The organism is Paraburkholderia dioscoreae (assembly GCF_902459535.1).
Taxonomy (GTDB): domain Bacteria; phylum Pseudomonadota; class Gammaproteobacteria; order Burkholderiales; family Burkholderiaceae; genus Paraburkholderia; species Paraburkholderia dioscoreae.
The window spans coordinates 659,147-677,465 of the sequence record NZ_LR699553.1; the positions used below are offsets into that span (position 1 = coordinate 659,147).

17 protein-coding genes are annotated in these 18,319 nt (G+C 60.3%); 11 read left to right on the forward strand and 6 right to left on the reverse strand.

Going from position 1 to position 18,319, the window contains the following annotated elements; all coding sequences use genetic code 11:
• Window positions 1–76: 76 nt before the first annotated feature.
• From PDMSB3_RS03050 to PDMSB3_RS03060, 3 genes are all read right to left on the reverse strand, one after another.
• Window positions 77–1,237, reverse strand: a complete 1,161-nt coding sequence (locus tag PDMSB3_RS03050; RefSeq protein WP_165184504.1) for an MFS transporter — start codon at window positions 1,235–1,237, stop codon at window positions 77–79.
• A 64-nt stretch (window positions 1,238–1,301) separates the two neighbouring features.
• Window positions 1,302–2,468 (reverse strand): MFS transporter, encoded by a 1,167-nt coding sequence (locus tag PDMSB3_RS03055; protein WP_007179099.1) that lies wholly within the window; start codon window positions 2,466–2,468, stop codon window positions 1,302–1,304.
• Window positions 2,469–2,659: 191 nt separating this feature from the next.
• On the reverse strand, window positions 2,660–3,484 hold the full coding sequence (locus tag PDMSB3_RS03060; protein WP_007179098.1) for a crotonase/enoyl-CoA hydratase family protein: 825 nt from the start codon (window positions 3,482–3,484) through the stop codon (window positions 2,660–2,662).
• 88 nt (window positions 3,485–3,572) lie between these two features.
• Here PDMSB3_RS03060 and PDMSB3_RS03065 point away from each other — a divergent pair, with 88 nt between their 5' ends.
• Window positions 3,573–4,187, forward strand: a complete 615-nt coding sequence (locus tag PDMSB3_RS03065; RefSeq protein ID WP_007179097.1) for a plasmid fertility inhibition factor family protein — start codon at window positions 3,573–3,575, stop codon at window positions 4,185–4,187.
• Here PDMSB3_RS03065 and PDMSB3_RS03070 read toward each other — a convergent pair.
• Window positions 4,184–5,182: a 2-hydroxyacid dehydrogenase gene (locus PDMSB3_RS03070; protein WP_007179096.1), complete on the reverse strand. Its 999-nt coding sequence runs from the start codon at window positions 5,180–5,182 to the stop codon at window positions 4,184–4,186. The two genes, PDMSB3_RS03065 and PDMSB3_RS03070, sit on opposite strands and share 4 nt — an antisense overlap.
• A 431-nt stretch (window positions 5,183–5,613) precedes the next feature.
• Here PDMSB3_RS03070 and aspT (PDMSB3_RS03075) point away from each other — a divergent pair, with 431 nt between their 5' ends.
• The 5 genes from aspT (PDMSB3_RS03075) (at window position 5,614) to PDMSB3_RS03095 (ending at window position 13,230) form a co-directional block, all read left to right on the forward strand.
• Complete coding sequence (aspT, locus tag PDMSB3_RS03075; protein WP_007179095.1) at window positions 5,614–7,296, forward strand: aspartate-alanine antiporter; 1,683 nt, start codon at window positions 5,614–5,616, stop codon at window positions 7,294–7,296.
• Between the two features lie 141 nt (window positions 7,297–7,437).
• Window positions 7,438–9,120, forward strand: a complete 1,683-nt coding sequence (gene aspT / locus PDMSB3_RS03080; RefSeq protein ID WP_007179094.1) for an aspartate-alanine antiporter — start codon at window positions 7,438–7,440, stop codon at window positions 9,118–9,120.
• A gap of 89 nt (window positions 9,121–9,209) precedes the next feature.
• Window positions 9,210–10,874, forward strand: coding sequence for a bifunctional aspartate transaminase/aspartate 4-decarboxylase (locus PDMSB3_RS03085; protein WP_165184507.1), 1,665 nt, complete (start codon window positions 9,210–9,212; stop codon window positions 10,872–10,874).
• A gap of 275 nt (window positions 10,875–11,149) precedes the next feature.
• Window positions 11,150–11,461, forward strand: coding sequence for a hypothetical protein (locus tag PDMSB3_RS03090; RefSeq protein WP_165184509.1), 312 nt, complete (start codon window positions 11,150–11,152; stop codon window positions 11,459–11,461).
• A gap of 104 nt (window positions 11,462–11,565) precedes the next feature.
• Window positions 11,566–13,230: a P-loop NTPase fold protein gene (locus tag PDMSB3_RS03095; RefSeq protein WP_165184512.1), complete on the forward strand. Its 1,665-nt coding sequence runs from the start codon at window positions 11,566–11,568 to the stop codon at window positions 13,228–13,230.
• 346 nt (window positions 13,231–13,576) lie between these two features.
• Here PDMSB3_RS03095 and PDMSB3_RS37735 read toward each other — a convergent pair whose 3' ends face one another.
• Window positions 13,577–13,876, reverse strand: a complete 300-nt coding sequence (locus tag PDMSB3_RS37735; RefSeq protein ID WP_232064093.1) for a hypothetical protein — start codon at window positions 13,874–13,876, stop codon at window positions 13,577–13,579.
• 8 nt (window positions 13,877–13,884) lie between these two features.
• Here PDMSB3_RS37735 and PDMSB3_RS37740 point away from each other — a divergent pair, with 8 nt between their 5' ends.
• The 4 genes from PDMSB3_RS37740 (at window position 13,885) to PDMSB3_RS03120 (ending at window position 16,341) form a co-directional block, all read left to right on the forward strand.
• The gene (locus tag PDMSB3_RS37740) at window positions 13,885–14,208 is read left to right on the forward strand and encodes a hypothetical protein (RefSeq protein ID WP_165184123.1); all 324 of its coding nucleotides are present in this window, start codon (window positions 13,885–13,887) and stop codon (window positions 14,206–14,208) included.
• 531 nt (window positions 14,209–14,739) lie between these two features.
• A complete protein-coding gene (locus tag PDMSB3_RS03110) occupies window positions 14,740–15,189 on the forward strand; it encodes a hypothetical protein (protein WP_165184514.1) in 450 nt (149 codons plus the stop codon).
• A gap of 1 nt (window position 15,190) precedes the next feature.
• Entirely contained in the window at window positions 15,191–15,946 is a 756-nt protein-coding gene (locus PDMSB3_RS03115) for a hypothetical protein (RefSeq protein WP_165184517.1), read from the forward strand.
• Window positions 15,922–16,341: a hypothetical protein gene (locus PDMSB3_RS03120; RefSeq protein ID WP_165184519.1), complete on the forward strand. Its 420-nt coding sequence runs from the start codon at window positions 15,922–15,924 to the stop codon at window positions 16,339–16,341. The genes PDMSB3_RS03115 and PDMSB3_RS03120 overlap by 25 nt, the downstream gene beginning before the upstream one ends.
• Window positions 16,342–16,437: 96 nt before the next feature.
• On the opposite strand, the gene PDMSB3_RS03125 is transcribed toward PDMSB3_RS03120, so the two are convergent.
• Complete coding sequence (locus PDMSB3_RS03125; protein WP_165184522.1) at window positions 16,438–16,899, reverse strand: hypothetical protein; 462 nt, start codon at window positions 16,897–16,899, stop codon at window positions 16,438–16,440.
• A gap of 848 nt (window positions 16,900–17,747) precedes the next feature.
• Here PDMSB3_RS03125 and PDMSB3_RS03130 point away from each other — a divergent pair.
• Entirely contained in the window at window positions 17,748–18,200 is a 453-nt protein-coding gene (locus tag PDMSB3_RS03130; protein WP_165184525.1) for a hypothetical protein, read from the forward strand.
• The last annotated feature ends 119 nt before the right edge of the window (window positions 18,201–18,319 follow it).

Here is an 18,319-nt window from a genome sequence, read left to right on the forward strand (position 1 = left end):
GAAGCCATTTGGCGTGGCTTTCCTGTTGTTCTATTTGTGGATCGCCATGCAGGGGCGCTGTGACAAAACCTGCCGATCAACCCGCAACCCGCACCGGCGCACGCCGCTTCTCCCACCAAACCGCGGCAAGAAACGCCATCGCCGCCACGAGCAGCACAGCGACCACCGCGTCGTTACCAACGCCCTTCATCAGCGCACCGGCCACCAGCGGGCCGCCGAAACTGGCCGCGCTCCACGACGCGCCCACCAGCGAACTGGCCGACACCAGCGCGACGCCGCGAAAGCGCTCACCGCAGGCCACCAGCGACAGCGTGTAGATCGCGCCCGCCGCCGCGCCGAGCACATAGAGCAGCGGCCAGCAAAGCCACGGCGAAGTGACCGCCCACGGCAGCAATGGCAGCAACGCCACGACGACCACACCGCAACCGATATGTACGCGCTCGCGCCCCAGCCGGTCGGCGAGCCAGCCGATCGGAAATTGCATCGTCGTATCGCCGAGCAGCAGAGCCGAGGCGAACAGCACGGCCACCTCGCTCGCAATGCCGTGCGACATCGCGAAAAGCGGCAGCAACGAGAGCGCGATCGTGTCGAACAACGCGAAGAACCCGGTGCCGATCACGAGCGCCGGCATCTGCGGCAAAACACGACGCCAGCTGCCGTGCGCCGCGTGCTCGTCCCCGGAGGCTTGCGGCGTCGTGCGGATCGTGGCGAGTATCGGCAGCGCCAGCAGGAAGATCGCGCCGCACATCAGGAACCGCCAATGCGTGAAGCCGGCGATCTGACTCACCAGCACGGGCCCGGCCATCTGGAACAGCGTGAAGTTCGTCGCGTAGATGGCGACCACCCGGCCGCGCGAAGCGTCGTCGGCCAACTGGTTGACCCAGGCTTCGCCGATCGTGAAGAGAAGCATCAGTGCCGCGCCGCACAGCACGCGCAACACGGCCCAGAGCCAGAGGTTCGAAGTGAGTTGCATCAGCGCGGTGGCGAACGCCACCACCAGCACCGCGCCGACGATCACCTGGCGGCCGCCGAAGCGCGCCGCGATCCAGCCGGCGAGCGGCACGATGACGAGCCCGCCGCCTGCTTGCGCGGCGGTCAGCAGGCCGACCACGTCGGTGCCATAGCCGGCTTGCGTGAGCGAGAGGGCGGTCAGGGGAAGTGTCGCGCCGCTGCCGAGTCCGACCACGGCGACACTGAGGATCAAAGCGAGGAAATCGCGGGTGAGGGTAACTTTCATCGGCCGAGATGCTACTACGGCCGCGAGTCATGCGCATCCGCGCGGGGCGCGCGGATGAGAGCGGCTAGCCCGCCACGGCGACCCGTTGCGCGCGCCGCTCGATCGACACCGACCACAGCGTCAGCGCCAGCGCGCCGATCGCGGTCGCCACGCCGACCCACGGCAGCGTGGTGAGCGGTGCGCCCGCGCCGATCGCCATGCCGCCTAGCCAGGCGCCCGTTGCGTTGCCGAGGTTGAAGGCGCCCTGGTTCAAGGTCGAAGCCAGATTCGGCGCATGGCTCGCGCGGTCGACGATCAGCATTTGCAGCGGCGGCACGATTGCGAAGGCCAGAACGCCCCACGCGAAAATCGTGATCATCGCCGGGATCTCCGAGTGCATGGTGCCGGCGAAGATGGTCAGAATCACCACGATAGCCAGCAGAAACGCCACCAGCGAAGGCATTAGCCGCCAGTCGGCGAGCTTGCCGCCGAGCGTGCTGCCCACCGTCAGGCCGAGTCCGAATAGCAGCAGCACGAGAGTGACCGAGTGCGGCGTAAACCCGCTCACGTCTTCGAGAATCGGCGTGATGTACGTGAAGGTGGAAAAGAGACTCGCCGACGCGAGCACGCTGATGCCGAGCACCATCAGCACTTGCGGATTCTTCAGCACGCTGAATTCGTGGACGAGGCTCGCCTTCTGCATCTCGATCTTCGCCGGCAGGCACGCGGCGAGCGCGGCGGCCGCGACGAGACCGATGCCCGTCACCGCCCAGAAGGTGGCGCGCCAGCCCACCGCCTGGCCGAGCGCGGTGCCGAGCGGCACGCCCAGCACGTTGGCGAGCGTGAGGCCCGTGAACATCAATGCGATGGCTTGCGCGCGGCGGTTCGGCGCGACGAGGCCTGCAGCCACCACCGAGCCGATGCCGAAAAACGCGCCGTGGCAGAACGCCGTCACGATGCGCGCGGCCATCAGCACCGCATAACCCGGCGCAACCGCGCACAGCAGATTGCCGACGATGAACACGCCGATCAGACTCATCAGCGCCTTCTTCCGCGGCATGTTGGCGACCGCGATCGCGACGATCGGCGCGCCGATGGTGACGCCGAGCGCGTACGCCGACACCAGCATGCCGGCCGCCGGAATCGAAACGGACAGGTCGCGCGCCACGTCGGGCAGCAGTCCCATGATCACGAATTCGGTGGTACCGATTCCAAAAGCGGCAACGGCAAGGGCGAGCAGAGGCAAAGGCATGATGAAGGAGCGTGAATCGGCGCGACGGGAGCGCCGCGCGGCCGGCGCGCGTTTTCGGGGCGAGCACGCGTGCGCCGTACAAAGGAGTGAAACAGTAGGGGATTCTACCTAAGTCAAAACAGGCTTGCTGGTCGTAAGGGCGGTTGTTGTTTTTCGCTGAAAACGGCGGCGTGGCTGGTGCCGGCGGGTGTCTAGCGTGGGTCGCCGCCGGCATCGCGCATGTTGCCGTGACGGCCCGAGCCTTCGGCAAAACGCGCCGCGCCGGCGATACCTTCTTCGAAGACGGCTTGATAGCCCCCCGTGCCTTCACGACGCAGCGCTTCGGGGAGATCGTCGAGCAAGCTGTTTTCCAGCACGGAGCGGCGGTCCGCGAGCAATGCCGCCTGCGGCAAGGCCGCCAGCTCGGCGGCCAACTGTTCGGCTGCGGCGCGCGCCGTGCCTTTGGCTACCACGCGGTTGGCGAGTCCGAAGCCGAGCGCTTCCTGCGCGCTCACCGCGCGGCCGGTCAGAATCAGGTCCAGCGCGCGTGACAGGCCGATCAGACGCGGCAGGCGAATCGTGCCGCCGTCGATCAGCGGAATCCCGACGCGCCGGCAGAACACGCCGAGCACGGCGTCTTCTTCGACCACTCTCAGATCGCACAGCGCAGCCAGCTCCAGACCGCCCGCAACCGCATAGCCCGCGATCGCGGCGACCACCGGCTTGCGGAAGCTCGTGCGCGTCGGTCCCATCGGGCCGGGGCCGCTGCCGTCGGCGTGCAGTTCGTTGCGGCGGGTGTCGTCGGCGAGAGCGGTCAGGTCCGCGCCGGCGCAGAAAGTGCCGCCCGCGCCGAACAGCACCGCCGCGCGCCAGGCCGGCTGGGCTTCGAAGCAGGCGAACGCGGCACTGAGCGCCTGGGCAACCGGCCGATCGACAGCATTGCGGCGCGCGGGCCGCTCAAGGACGATCGTGGCGACGCCGATATCCTCATTAGCTTCGATGCGCACGTGGTCATTGAAATTTTGCGTGGTTACCATCGTTGTCTCCATAGCGGTCCGCGTTTGCCTGTTCATCCGGGTTTTCGCGCAGTGTGCTCATGCAGCGTAGTTAATACCGTGGCCTGTCATGCTTCTTACACAATCGGCTCGTAGCTTTAGCGCTCTTCTAACGCGCTGGCGATTTTTCACCAGCTTATCGAGCCTGCCTTTGCCCTTGTCCAATTCATCGTCAACCGCCGCGCCGGCTTGTGCTGAGACGGTCTGGATCGTGCCGCTGCAAGAGCATTCATGGTACGACCATGTGCGCCTGAAACGCGTCTTCGTCACGGACGGCACGCGGCACCAGGTGGTACTCGTCGACGTGCGCAAGCTGCTCGCCTGCGCCGATCGCGACAACACCGATTATGTTTTAAAGCCGGTCGCCGAATGGCATTCCGGCAAGGTGCGCGGCATTCGCGAGTTTCTCGATCCGGAAAACTCGCGCGTTCCACAGATGCCTTACGTGACCATCTCGACGCGTCGCGCGCCGGGGCTGCTCGGCTGGGTCGGACTGGAGCGCGAAGGCGTGGTGGCGTTCCGCAACGGCCAGCATCGCGCGCGTTATCTGGCCGCGGCGGGCGCGCGCTGGTTTCCGGTGGAAGTACACGAGCGTGAGGCGCTGTTGCTGCGCGAACTCTGCGGCGCGGCGGACGACGCGCGCACGGTGGTCCGCGCCACTTCGCTGAACAGCGGCGGCGCCTAGGCGGGCGCGCCCACCACGTTGAGCGGCGTGCCGTTTCGCCATGCAGCGACATTCGCGAGCGTGGTCTGGGCGATCTCGCTCATCGCCTCGCGGGTGAAGAACGCCTGGTGCGCGGTGACGATCACGTTCGGGAACATCAACAGACGCGCCAGCACGTCGTCCTGTAAGGGCAGGTTCGAATGATCCTCGAAGAACAGGCCGCCTTCTTCCTCGTACACGTCGAGCCCGAGGTGGCCGAGCTGGCCGTCCTTCAAGGCGCCGATCAGCGCATTGCTTTCGACGAGGCCGCCGCGGCCCGTGTTGATCAGCATCGCGCCGCGCTTCATTCTGGCGAGCGCTGGGCCGTCGATCAAATGGTAGGTGCCCGCCACCAGCGGACAATGCAGACTGACTACGTCGGACCCGGCAAGCAGCGTGTCGAGCGGCACATAGCGGGCGCCTAGCGCGAGCAGGTCGTCGGCGGGCGTGCCGGGATCGTGCGCGAGCACCTGCATGCCAAAGCCCGCCATGATGCGACCGAATACGCGACCGATCATGCCGGTGCCGACCACGCCCACGGTCTTGCCGTGCAGGTCGAAGCCGAGCAGTCCGTGCAGCGAAAAATCGCCTTCGCGCGTGCGCGCGGCGGCGCGCGGCAGGCGCCGGTTCAGCGCCAGAATCAGGCCGACCGCATGCTCGGCCACCGCGTGCGGCGAGTAGGCGGGCACACGCGCGACGGTGATGCCGAGACGCGCGGCCGCGTCCAGATCGACATGATTGAAGCCCGCCGAGCGCAACGCGATCATGCGCGTGCCGCCGGTGCGGAGCCGCTCCAGTACCGCCGCATCGACGTTGTCGTTGACGAACGGGCACACCACCTCATAGCCCTGGGCGAGGACGGCTGTCTCGCTGTCGAGGTGCGATTCCTGGAAATGCAGTTCGTAGCGGTGCGACGCATTGGCTTCGGTGAAGGTGTCGCTGTCGTACTGGCGGCTGCTGAACAGAATGATGCGCATATCGGGCTCCGAGGAAAACGTACGGGCGCTAAAGCTCATTTTTTGCGAAGACGAATTGGCAGGGAGTTGAAAATAATATTGACAGCCTTGCCGAACTACCATATTTATTAAAAAGCAGTCCCGAGAAAGCATGTTCACTCATGCTGTAATAATTGGCCATCAGCAGACTATGTCTTTTTCACAGCGTTAGGCAACTTCGCGAGGAAAGCGTGACTGTCGAGCTATCGGAAAGCTGTTCCAGTGCCGCGCTGCAATGCGGCATATCCCCTCGGACGCGACTCGCGTCATTCCATTGCCTTAAATTATGTTTTCACTCAATCGCTATGCCGGTTGAGTGATGTGGGCGTCATACTGGCTGAAATGAATTCGTTGGAATTCTTCGAATTTTTTTTCAGCCTCCTGCTAATAACCCCGTCAATCGGCGAGCCAACATGATCGGTGAATTGCTGAGATCTCAACCCGAGATCGCGCTGTTCGCAAGCCTTGCAATCGGATATTTCATTGGTTCGTTCCGCATTGGGCCCATTCAGCTGGGCGGCGTGTGCGGCACGTTGATCGTGGCGTTGTTACTTGGGCAGACCGGCGCGCGCCTTGCCCCCGACCTGAAGAACATCGCTTTTGCGCTGTTCATCTTTGCGCTGGGCTTCACCGGCGGCCCTCAATTCTTTGCCAACATCGGGCGCGGCTGGCGCTACGGTTTGTTGTCGGTGGTCGAAATCGTTTCGGTGCTGGTGCTGATCATGATCGCGGTGACCGTCATGCGGCTCGACGCCGGCACGGCCGCTGGTCTGCTGGCCGGTGCGGCGACGGAGTCGGCCGTGATCGGCACGGCTTCCGAAGCGATTTCCAAGCTCGGCTTCAGCGAGGTGGAAACGGCGCGCCTGCAGGCCAACATCGTGACCGCATACAGCGTGAGCTACCTGTTCGGCCTTATCACCATCGTGCTCTTCACGAGCCAGTTCGCGCCGCTGCTGCTGCGCATCAATCTGCGCGACGAAGCCGAGCGCGTGTGGCGCAAGCTCGGCGGCGACGGCGCGTACGGCGAGGGTCAACTCGCCGCCGCACCGGCGCTCGTGGGCCGCGCGTTCCACGTCGGCGCGGCGGCCGGCGCGACGATCCGGGCGTTCGAGCAGCAGTACGGCTTCAATCTGACGGTCGAGCGCGTCCGGCGCGACGGCGCGAACGTGCCGGCCGAGCCGCAACTCACGCTCGCGCCCGGCGACGTCATTCTGTTGGGTGGGCGGCGTGAAGCGATCGTGGCGGCTGCGGCCGCTCTCGGCGAAGAAGTGAACGGCACGGACTTCGGCCAGGTGATGGCCGAGAAGCTCGACGTGGTGCTGACGCGCCGCGACCTGCACGGGCTGACGGTCGCGCAGGTACGCGAACAGGCGACGCCCGAAAACGGACGCGGCGTCTACATTGCGGCGGTCACGCGGCTCGAGACCACGGTGCCCGCGCTGCCCGGCACCGAACTCAATCGTGGCGACGTGCTGACGCTGGTGGGCGGCAAGGCCGACGTCGAGCGCGGCGCGAAGCGTCTGGGCTACGTGGTCGTGGCCACGCAGAAGACCGACTTCGTTTATCTCGGGCTCGGCGTGCTGGTCGGCATGGCGATCGGCCATCTCGGCGGGCGGATCGGCGGCGTGTCGGTCGCGCTCGGCACGGGCGGCGGCTGTCTGTTGTCGGGGCTGCTGTTCGGCTGGATCCGTTCGCATTACCCGGTGATCGGTTCGCTGCCTTCGGCGGCGGCGCAAATTCTCAAGGACTTCGGCCTTGCCACTTTCATCGCCGCAGTGGGTTTGTCGGCCGGACCGGACGCGATCAAGCTGGTGCGCGAATACGGTCTGGCGTTGCCGGTTGCCGGGATTCTTATGGTGCTCGTGCCGGGTCTGCTGTCCCTTTGGATCGGTCGCATGTTCCTCAAGCTCGAAGCACCCATGCTGCTCGGCGCGATTGCCGGCCAGCAATGCAGCACGCCCGCTATCAGCGCACTGGTGGGCGTCACAGGCAACTCCACCCCTGTGATCGGCTACACGATCACGTATGCACTCTCGAACATTCTGTTGCCGCTGATGGGGCCGGTGGTAGTTGGTCTCGCCGGGAAATTCCACTAGGCGGGCAGATGTACCGGCCGTGGCGCGCCATGCCACGGCCGGCAGACGCGGCACACGGCATGCGCGAAGCGACACGATTGCGCCACATATGCACAGGCAGCACCCAGTACTCAGTATCGCCAACTATTCAGCGAGGGCACGATGGACTGGCTACATCATATCTTTCAGAAATCACCCGAGATTGCGCTGTTTCTGTCGCTCGCGGCCGGCTACTTCATCGGGCAGATCAACTTCGGCAAATTCCAGTTGGGCGGTGTGGGCGGGTCGTTGCTGGCCGCGGTTGTGATCAGTCAGGCGGGGGTGACGATCGACAACGGCGTGAAGTCGGTCATGTTCGCCGTCTTCATCTACGCGGTCGGCTATGACTCCGGTCCGGGCTTCTTCAACTCGCTGAACCGCAAGACGCTGCGTGAGATCGCAATGGCCGTCTTTCTGGCCGTCACCGCGCTGATCACCGTGGTGGTATGCGCGAAGGTGTTTCACCTCAACAAGGGGCTCGCCGCCGGACTCGCGGGGGGCGCGCTGACGCAGTCGGCGATCATCGGCACGGCGGGCGACGCGATCGCGCGTCTCGGCCTGCCCGCCGATCAGGTCAAGTCGCTGCAATCGGACGTGGCGATTGCCTACGCGGTGACCTACGTGTTCGGCTCGTTGGGCGCGATCATCGTGTGCGTGAATATTCTGCCCAAGTTCATGGGCCAGGGTTTGCGCGAAGCCTCGGTCGAAGTGGAGCGCGAACTGACGGCGGGCGCGGCGGCCGCCGGACCGGGGCAACTTTCTGCGTTGCCCGAGATGGTGGGGCGCGCGTACAAGATCGATGTCAGCGCCGGGAAAACGGTGAAGGCCGTCGAGACTCTGCATCACGACCTGTTGACGATCGAGCGGATCAAGCGCGACGGCCAGCCGCTCGACCCGGCGCCCGACCTGGTGTTGAAACCCGACGACGTGGTCCTCGTGGTCGGCCGCCGCGAGGCGGTGGTCGAATTCGGCGCGGCCGGAGGCGAAGTTGCCACCGTGGAGGACGTAGGCGCCGTCATGCAGACACGCGAAGCCGTGTTCACGCGCAAGGGCATGAATCACACGACGATCGCCGCCGCGCGGGCCGTGGTGGATCGCGATATGCGGCACGGCGTCTATATCCAGAGTATCTCGCGCGTCGGTCAGCCACTGCCGGTCCTGCCGGAGACCAAACTGGAGCACGGCGACGTCATCACCTTCTACGGTTCGCCGAAAGACACCAAGCGCGCCGTCGAGGCAGCCGGCTACGAACTGCCGTATAGCAACAAGACCGATTTCATCTACATGGGTGTCGGCATTGTGCTCGGCTTGTTGATCGGGCTGATCGTCGTCAACGTGGCCGGCATTCCGCTCACCCTCGGTTCGGGTGGCGGCTGCCTGCTGGCCGGGTTGCTGTTCGGCTGGATGCGCGGCAAGCATCCGATGTATGGCGCGATGCCTTCCGCGGCCTCGCAGTTGCTGAAGGACTTCGGCCTTGCGGCCTTCGTCGCGGTGGTCGGTTTGAACTCCGGCTTGCAGGCCGTGGTCACCGTCAAACAGAGCGGCATGACGATCTTCCTGCTTGGCGTGTTCGTCACGTTGTTTCCGCTATTGCTCACCATGCTGTTCGGCCGCTACGTGCTGAAGTACAACAACTCGGCCATCCTGGCCGGCGCGCTGTCCGGCTCGCGCAGTGCGAATCCGGCATTCGGCGGCGTGCTCGACAAGGCCGAAAGCGCTGTGCCGACCGTGCCGTTCGCGATCACGTATGCCATCGCGAACGTCGCGTTGACGCTGCTCGGCCCGCTCGTGGTCGGGCTGGTCTAGCGCACGTCTATCGATCTCTCTTACGCCGGCGTCAATCGGGCGATCATTCGTCGCGCCGGCGTCTTTTACTTGGCTCAGGAGAACGCATCATGGCAAAAGAGAAGGGCGACAAGAAACACGCGGATACGGCAGAGCAGGATTTCTCCGCGCTCAGCCCGTTCGAGTTGAAGGACGAACTGATCAAGGCCGCCGGCGGCAGCGCCGTGGAGCGGCCCGCCAATGCATCCATGCTCAACGCCGGGCGCGGCAATCCGAATTTTCTCGCGACGATCCCGCGCCACGGCTTCTGGCAACTCGGCCTCTTTGCAATGCGCGAATCGGAACGCTCGTTCGCCTACATGCCGGAAGGTGTCGGCGGTTTTCCGAAGCGCGAAGGTTTGACCGAGCGTTTCGAGCTGTTCCTGCGCGAAAACCGGGGCGTGCCCGGGATCGATTTTCTGCGCGGTGCGGTGTCGTATGTACGCGATCAACTGGGATTGTCTGCGGGCGACTTCCTGTATGAAATGTGCGAGGGCATTCTCGCGTCGAACTATCCGGTGCCGGACCGGATGCTGAAGCTGTCGGAGGTGATTGTCGGGCAGTACTTGCGGCGCGAGATGATCGGCAAGCATCCGTTCATCGGCGAGTTCGACATCTTTGCCGTGGAAGGCGGCACGGCCGCGATGACCTATATCTTCAACACGTTGCGCGAGAACCGCCTCATCAAGGCGGGCGATACGATCGCGCTCGGCATGCCGATCTTCACGCCGTACATCGAGATTCCGCGTTTGAACGACTATAAGTTGAACGTCGTCAATCTGAACGCCAGCGTCGAGAATAACTGGCAGTACTCGAAAGCGGAACTCGACAAGCTGCGCGACCCGAAAGTGAAGGCGTTCTTTCTCGTGAATCCGAGCAATCCGCCGTCGGTGCGGATCAGCGATGAAAGCCTCGAACAGATCGCCGATATCGTGAAAGCGCGGCCCGATCTGATCCTGTTGACGGACGATGTGTATGGCACGTTTGCCGACGACTTCGTGTCGCTGTTTGCGCTTGCGCCGAAAAACACGATTCTCGTGTACTCGTACTCGAAGTATTTCGGTGCGACGGGCTGGCGGCTCGGCACGATCGCGACGCATCGGGACAATGTGCTCGACCGGTTGATTGCCGAATTGCCGAAGGATGTGAAGAAGGAACTGCATACGCGTTACGAGTCGATCACGACGGAGCCGGATAAGCTCAAGTTCATCGATCGACTGGTGGCCGATAGCCGGACTGTTGCGTTGAATCACACGGCAGGACTGTCGACGCCCCAGCAGGTGCAGATGGTGTTGTTTTCGCTGTTCTCGCTGATGGATACGCCGGACGCGTACAAGAATGCGTTGAAGCGGTTGATTCGTAGCCGCAAGCGCGCGCTGTATGAAGAGATCGGGATTTCGTTTGAAGACGATGATAAGAACCAGGTGGATTACTACACGATTCTTGATATGGAGTTTCTTGGGGAGCGTGCGTTTGGGCGTGAGTTTGTCGAGTGGCTTTTCAAGAATACGGAGCCTTCGGAACTTTTGTTCCGGCTTGCCAGGGAGGCGCGGGTTGTGTTGTTGCCGGGGAGAGGATTCGGTACTGAACATCCGTCCGGGCGGGTGTCGTTGGCGAATCTTAATGAGTCGGATTATCGGCAGATTGGACGTGCGTTGCGTAGGCTGATCGAGGAGTATGTCGAGCGGTTTAACGCGGCTACTGGGAAGAAGCTTGATAAGGGGAAAGTGGAGTGAGGGTGGGGCTGGCCCCCGGGTGGTTTTTTGGGGGGGCCTTTTCTTGAATTGTTTTTTGGTTTATTAGCGTTGCCCCTGTGCGGGGAATTTGTGTAGTTCGCCTCGGTGTACTAGAGTTCGTTTCGTCAATAGAATCAGCGACTTAAGTTCGTTTGAGGCCGTAACGGTTCGCGGTAGTCCGTTACGGTACTTGTCCGAAATCTGTCCGAAAACGATTCGAAACGAGGTGCCCCGAGGCAAAAGAACGTATCAACCGAGACCTGGTCGCCCGACTCATGAAGGAAGGCGCGACCGACAGGCAGCGCGATATCTACGACGACCAGATTACCGGGTTCGGCGTCCGTGTCATGCCGCGAGGCAAGAAGGCGACGGCTGAGCCCGCGATCAGCTTTATCTACCGGTGGACCCGCCCCGACGGCACCCAGGGGCGCGTGACGGTCGGCAAGGTCGCGGACGGTATGGACGCAAAGCGCGCCCGCGAACGGGTGCTTGACCAGATCAGGCGCACGGACCTGACGACCGATACGCCGGCCGTGCGCGATGCGGTACAGACCTGGGAAAAGGACCACGTGACAGCTTCGCGTTAACCAACTGACTCTGCCGTCTGCGCAGTTTCTGGACTTTTTCGCAAGCACCGTGGCTTGCGCTAGTATCCGTTCACCAGACCAGTCAGATACTAGGAAAAGTACAAATGACCAGGGCCGTCATCGAAAGCGTAATCAACGAATTTCTAGACAGCACGACTCCAGAGGTATTGGCAATCAGCGGCAGATGGGGAGTCGGCAAGACCTACACCTTGCAGAATCTGTTCAACGAATATTCCCGCGAAGGTTCGCTAACCCGTTACGCGTACGTCTCAGCCTTCGGAGCCAAATCGATTGGCGAACTTCGCTCGATGATCCTTATCAAGTCAAGGCGCTTTCCTGTGCAGCGTGACAAGATGGGTCAGGTTGTCGAGGGCGCCGAGCATGTCTTTAGTAAGGGGCGTGGAATGGCTTTTTGGAAAGCTATCACCGCAGCTTCCGAAAAGATCCCCTACGGCGGAAAGCAGATTACGGTGTTGCTCGAAACAGTTGCTGCTTCGTTAGTTAGCAAAACGATCATCTGTATCGATGACATTGAACGTCTCGGCTCCGGCATCGAAATGGATGAACTGATGGGGCTCGTTTCTGAACTTAAGACCGAATCTCAGTGCAAGGTCATTCTGCTCTTTAACGAGGAGATGTTGGGCGAGCGAGCCCAACATTACGAACGAGCCAGTGAAAAAGTCATAGACAAGAAGCTCGCGTTTGTGACAACCCCGACTGAAGCGGTCGAACTGGGCTTGCCCGCCAATACGCCGCTACGAGATTACGCCGTACCGTGCATAGAAAAACTCGGCATCTGTAATATCCGAACCGTCCAGAGAATTGCGAACGGATTGCGCACTATCCATAGTGTTATCCCCGATTGTTCTAGTGCTGTAAAAAAGCAAACGGCTATCGCGGTAACAGTGTTTGCAGGGGCATTGTACGAGACGGGAATTGGCTTTCCGACGACGGAAGAAGTCAAAATCTACAATTGGTATTCCACTGCTATGGGTGTAAGCAAGGACACCATTGAGGAAGAGTGGCGCGAAAAGTTGCATGGCTGCGGATTTCTCTCATGTGATGAATTTGACGCCGAAGTACTGACTGTATTGAGAAACGGCTACGCACACGGGTCTGAACTTGTAAAGTACGCGCGAGCCTTGGACGAGGTTGATGACCGAGCACGGCTCGATGGTATTTTTGAAGGGGTGTGGAAGACATTTCACTACAGAATCGACGGTACCGCCCAGGAACTGATGCGCGCGTTCGTCAATGCTGTCGAAGTAGCCGCGACGGTGATTACCCCACTCAATCTGAACAGTACGGTCAGATTGCTACGGGATCTCGGCTTTAGCGCTGAAGCAGACGGAGTGGTTGACAGATACGTGGCTCTCAACTCCGGACGTCCTGGACTATTCAAGATCGACGATTCTGCGTTTGGCAAGGACATAGATGATGAATATCTGAAGCGACGCTTCGCAGAGGTACTGACCGAAGAAGAAGGTCCACTTGACCTGGCGGCAGCAATGGAGCTGATGATAGAAGAGAACAGTTGGAACAACCGGATCGAAACGGCGTTGCTGAAGGCGACAGAGGATGACTTCATCGCTCTGCTTAAGGACAGTCAAGGAGCGGCAATGCGTACATTGATCGATCGAACCTATCGCGCCGCAGAGTATCGGGGAGCAATAACGGCGCCTATCGCAGTCACAATGACCGCAGCGCTAGACAAGATAGCGAGCGAGTCAGACCTTAATGGAATTCGTATCAGTCGCTGGCGGCAGTAACTGTCGAAAGACAACAGAAAGCCCGCGAGAGTATCGCGAGCTTTCTGCTGGCCGGGGCGCGCCAGGATCGATTTAGGCGGCCTCGGGCAGCGCGGTTGATATACGCCCGTCGGTCGAGGATTGCCAGCGTCTCATGTAGCTTCGTTTCGCGCGCCTTGAGGTAGCGCTGCGTCATACGGCCGTCCGTATCGCCAAGAATCTTCTGGACGTGATAAAAGGAGCAGACCGGCCTCGCCCGCTCCGGGTGTTGCCCTGCGTCATTCGTCGTCGTCGGCCGCCGGGCCTGTTACATCCACCGCATCGTCCGCGTTGAGCGTTGCGGGGATTTCATGCTTGAGCAGCATCATCAACTTCGCCGCCTCTTCAGCGTTTGGCAGGATCTGCACACGCGTAGCGAAGTCCCGCCTTCCTTCAGGACAAATGCGATCTTTCCGAAGTTGGCTTCCGTGAAAAGCAGATCGTCCTGTGGCTTTGCGCCCGTGTGCAGGTGCGGGCTGACCGGCTCGTACTCACCGGCCCATCTGAGCGTGCCAAGCTGCGGGTTCTTGAGGTGCGGCAGGTTCGTTCTGTCCGGCCCGAGCATGTCGGGATCGTTCGCGGCTTCGCACAGTGACGCGCGCAGCGATGGGCTCAGTTTGTCGAGCACGAAGTTCGGTGCATCGAACGTCAGCTTCAGACCACGGCGGTAACTTCCTCGTCGCCATGTATTTCAGTCCTGACGTTGATATGTGCGATCTTGACTGGCTGGCGCTGGAAGTCGAGCATCGTCATTCTCCCTGTTCATCAAATCCGGCAGCCCTACAATATGCCGGTCCGGCTCGGGGGCTTGTCACCCTTGCGGAGAAATTCAGTCGCGTGGCGGACGCGGAAGACATCATGTTCGCGCTGATCGCGACCGACAATCTGATTCTGCTTGACGAAGATGTGCGTGCGACCGTTCTCAGGCCGCCGACGACTGCAACCGCAATCGCGGCCTGAATGACGTCGAGGGACGTTTGACGACAGGGCGCGATTATTCACGCCCTGTCTTTTTGGGAAACCTGCAGGTGCCGGTCCACTGGCATTAGGCCCGCAGGCGGTCAAAGGGAAAAGACCCGCCTGCTCATGCCCGTCCCTGTCGTGGACCAGCAGGTCGATTTAATCACACTTAATTTCACCCAGTGACGTCGTGACGAAATTTGACAGATGAGTCCTGCGTTTTCAGATTCTTGGGTACGAGACGGGCTGGACGGACCGCGCAGCAAACGGAGACAGCCGGCCGCAGCAATAGCGGAGTACGTCGGCAGCGCGGTTTACGCGAGTAAGCACTGGCATGACCACGCGATAGCCACGAAGGTATAAAAAGCGTCCGCCATGCATCATGGCAAATCACGCGTGACCATACAGCACGCATCAATCCCCTTTCTTTTCAGAATTGCCTGATGTGAAGTGATTCGTTTGCGCGATACGTTTCAATCGTAGCCAAGCTACTTTTTGTCGCACAACGATTCACGCTCAATAAGAAAAGCAATGACGAATAGACGATTATTTTTGCATGTCGGTGCACTTTCGCTTGCCGGCATCGCCTCGCGCGTCACACAGGCGGCCCCTGCAACCCCTCAACTTCCAGGGACGGCACGACGTGGTTACGCGCTAACGAACGGCGCAACGGCACTCAAGCGTGATGACGGGGCGTGGATATTCTGGGTGCGTCTCATCAATTTTGATGATCCTAAAAGCGATATATCTGGCAGTTTGCAGATATCAACTGATAGAGCTTTCTCACAGATCGTGGACGTAGTGCCACTGACCTTTTCTCAGTCGAAGTCATTCATCGCGCAGCCGGTTTACCAGCCAAAAACCGGCAATGTACAGCTTTACTATCGCTATGTAGTTGGGGCGGAGCCGTCCGTCGCGCCGTCCGTTAGTTCGGTTGTGAACTCAATTGCTCCCTGGAGTAAAGAATCGAAGGCGGAATGAAATGGCATCAACAGAATTGATTGTGCACTTTATGGAAGCTGGCTCCAATAACATGGGGACGTTTCAGGCCTTCATGGGCATCGCTCAGAATCCGCGTGACTCACTGTCGATCTTGCACACCGGGACAACGGTTGTCGCGACCATAAGCAATGTGGCTCAGATGCTACAACCGATCCGTATCGTTACCAATCAACTAGTTGCGACAACCGCGCTAACCCGGCTCATGGTGGACTGGAAAGACCCGAATAAAAAAGTGGATCCTGGGGATGTTCTAACGCTTGTAAGCGCCTCCGGTACGATTGCTCTCACGGTACTGGCGCTTGCGGAAATCGGCCCTACTGCGGCTATAGCAATTAGCGCTGTCGTATTGGCATCTGACCTTCAATCCGCATTTCAACCGTATCTGAATTCGACGAGCGCTTTGCTCGGCAGGCTTCTTGCGAGCCAGATTCAACTTACGAAGCCCGCATCCACCGCGAGTTGTTCGCTCTATTGGGGGAATACTGTTGTCGGAAGCGGATATGGTTTTTACACATACGATGAAATAATGTCCGCAAAAGGATTGTTTGTCTGCATGACCGATAACGGTGCGTCCGGACAAACCTTTTTTATTAGAGGCTCGCCAGTTCCGGGTAGTCTCACGCCAGTAGGAGAAGACGCATACAAGGATGCGTTCTGCCGGAATCTTGCCAAGGAGCAGGGCTGGAGCGATGTGGAAAGCGGAGTGGCGTTTTGCAAAAGCGTGACATACAAGTGACCATGATGACAATGCCGCGCTCTATCAAGGCTTTGCTAACGGGCTTCGCTGTTGCATTTGGCTGTGAAGCCGTAGTCCTAATAGCGATGCTCTACCACTGTTCTTTACCCTGGGCTGGTTATCTTGCTGCACTGGCAAGCCTGATGGCGAACCCGTTCGCATTGAGTCTCGCGTTAAGGGGGAAAACGCGCGGCTATGCTTTATTAAAATGGACCGCGGCTTTCAGTTTCTTGTGGACGCTTTGGGGCGGCGCGTATCTCTACATGCTTGGAGTGTGGGCTATCGCGTTGATAGCGGCTTGCGTATGGCTTCGCGTGATAGCCTTGCTGATGATGCGCGGCAAGTCGGCAAAGGAGTGGATCAACACCGACATCATCCAATCTTCCAATTGGTGACGTTAAGCGGAGAATTGCTCGACCATTGATGTCCCGGCCCGCTTCGCGCGGCCTTTTCCGTTTCCTCACATACCGCTTGCGATGCTGGCTCGAATTTCAGCGCAACATCCACGGCTTGAGTAGCCGGTAAACAATGAGTGACTTGCGCAGCGCAAGCATCGACCACGCATTACCCCCCACCATGACGGAAATCAGCACCACCATGAAGGCCGTGCTTGTATCCGGACGCAGTGCCCTGAGCAGGAAAACGATTCCGAAAAGGATCGTGAACGCACAAATGGCGCCCCGCTGACCGGGCGAATCCACGCCGCAAATTTCGCCGGTTGCGTGATTGAGCCAACCCGCCAGCGTTTGCCAGTTCTCAGGATCACGCAATACCGCAGTCACGACCATGCCATTGTCCAGCCGGGGATTGCCACGCATCACGACGGCATATTGGCGCTTCCCCGCAATCGTGGCATTGAATGTAACGCCCTGCGTGGTGGAGTTGTACTTGTCTTTCACGACAACGATGCCGCCGATATTTTCAAGCGTGACTGTAACAGCGTGATATGTCATATGCGCAACGTGCCGGGGCGGGTGTGGAAACGCTCAAATATATGTGATGCGCCGCACGGAGGCGTGCCAAGGAAGGACTCGCAGCAGGGGGAACCGAGGGACCGCCTGAGCGCGCGATCCATTGCACCGCGTTGCGCGGGATGCAGATATCGGACCAATCTGATTTCCGCGAGACCGGACCACGTCAGCGTCACATCGTTACGGAGCAGAAGGCATTGCAAGCCTCTCGCCATGAAGCTGTACTCGTCCTGCTCCAGTTCCCACGGCTCCGGCATGCGAGACATGCGCCCATCGTCGTGTGTATTCATTGCAGCGTCTCTCACTGTCGCGTTTTACAACGGCAGCTCATAAGCGGGGCCCTCGCACAGTCGCGGTAGTGGTGCATCTGGAATCCGTGTTCTCGCACATTCGGCGCATGTGACAAGGCCGTCATGCTTCCGTCGCGGTAGTTCGTCTGCACATCGCCGAGGGTTTTTGCAGAAATTTCCTGGGTGGTGTAGTCCTCCGTTCGGGAGGATGTTTGCGAAATATCGGAATTCGTGGCCGCGGACGCGTTTTAGTCCATACGCATAACCACTCGCGGGATGATGTCGCTAAACTTGGTTTGTCGTGCGGTTCACGGCAAACAGGGTTCGCAGCCTGTGTTACGTAGAACCCGCATGCTTGCACAAGCAGGAGTGCGGCTGCCTTCGCACGTCTTTTTCTCATGGGCGGGCCTTGGCGGGGGAGCCTCAAGGCTCACCGGTTGTTGGTTCTACGTGCCGGTCTGCGAATCCCGTCATTGTGCCCGCTCACCAACGTTCAAGTGAGTGTCGGGCGATCCGAGTAAGTTTCAGGGAGATCGCGTCATGAGTAAATCCGTCAAGAATTCACGCACCACGTCGCGCCCGCCGGTTGAGGCGCTTCAATACGAGAAACTCGCTTTGTCTGCATTTGGGCTGGTTGAACGGCAACTGAGCCAACTGGAGAAGCTGATTACGCTTGCGGCCTCAATAGTTAGGAGTCCGGCGGTGACGCGTGAAGAACGGCATCGGCAGAGGAGATTGCTGGAGCTGCTGATCGACACGGGCGAAGATTACCAGAGGGAGGCCGAGATCGACCGTGAGTTGTATCAGGTCATTGCACTGGACGCGAAAGGAGTACCTCAAAGCCGGATCACGGCGCGTCACGCGGCGAACCTTCTGGCCAAGGCGAGTCGGAAGCCATCAGACAATCGCGAACGAATCGGCGCAACCAGGGTAGTGCCGAGCAGGGCGATTCGCTTCAAAACGATGGCGCGACGTATAGCAACGGCGCACTGACACAGAGACACAGCACTTCAGACCAGCCTCGAAAAGAGATACAGAAGAGCGGTACAAACGGAAGACGCAAACAACAGACGCAAACAATAGACGCACCATATGCGTTGTTCGTATCTGAA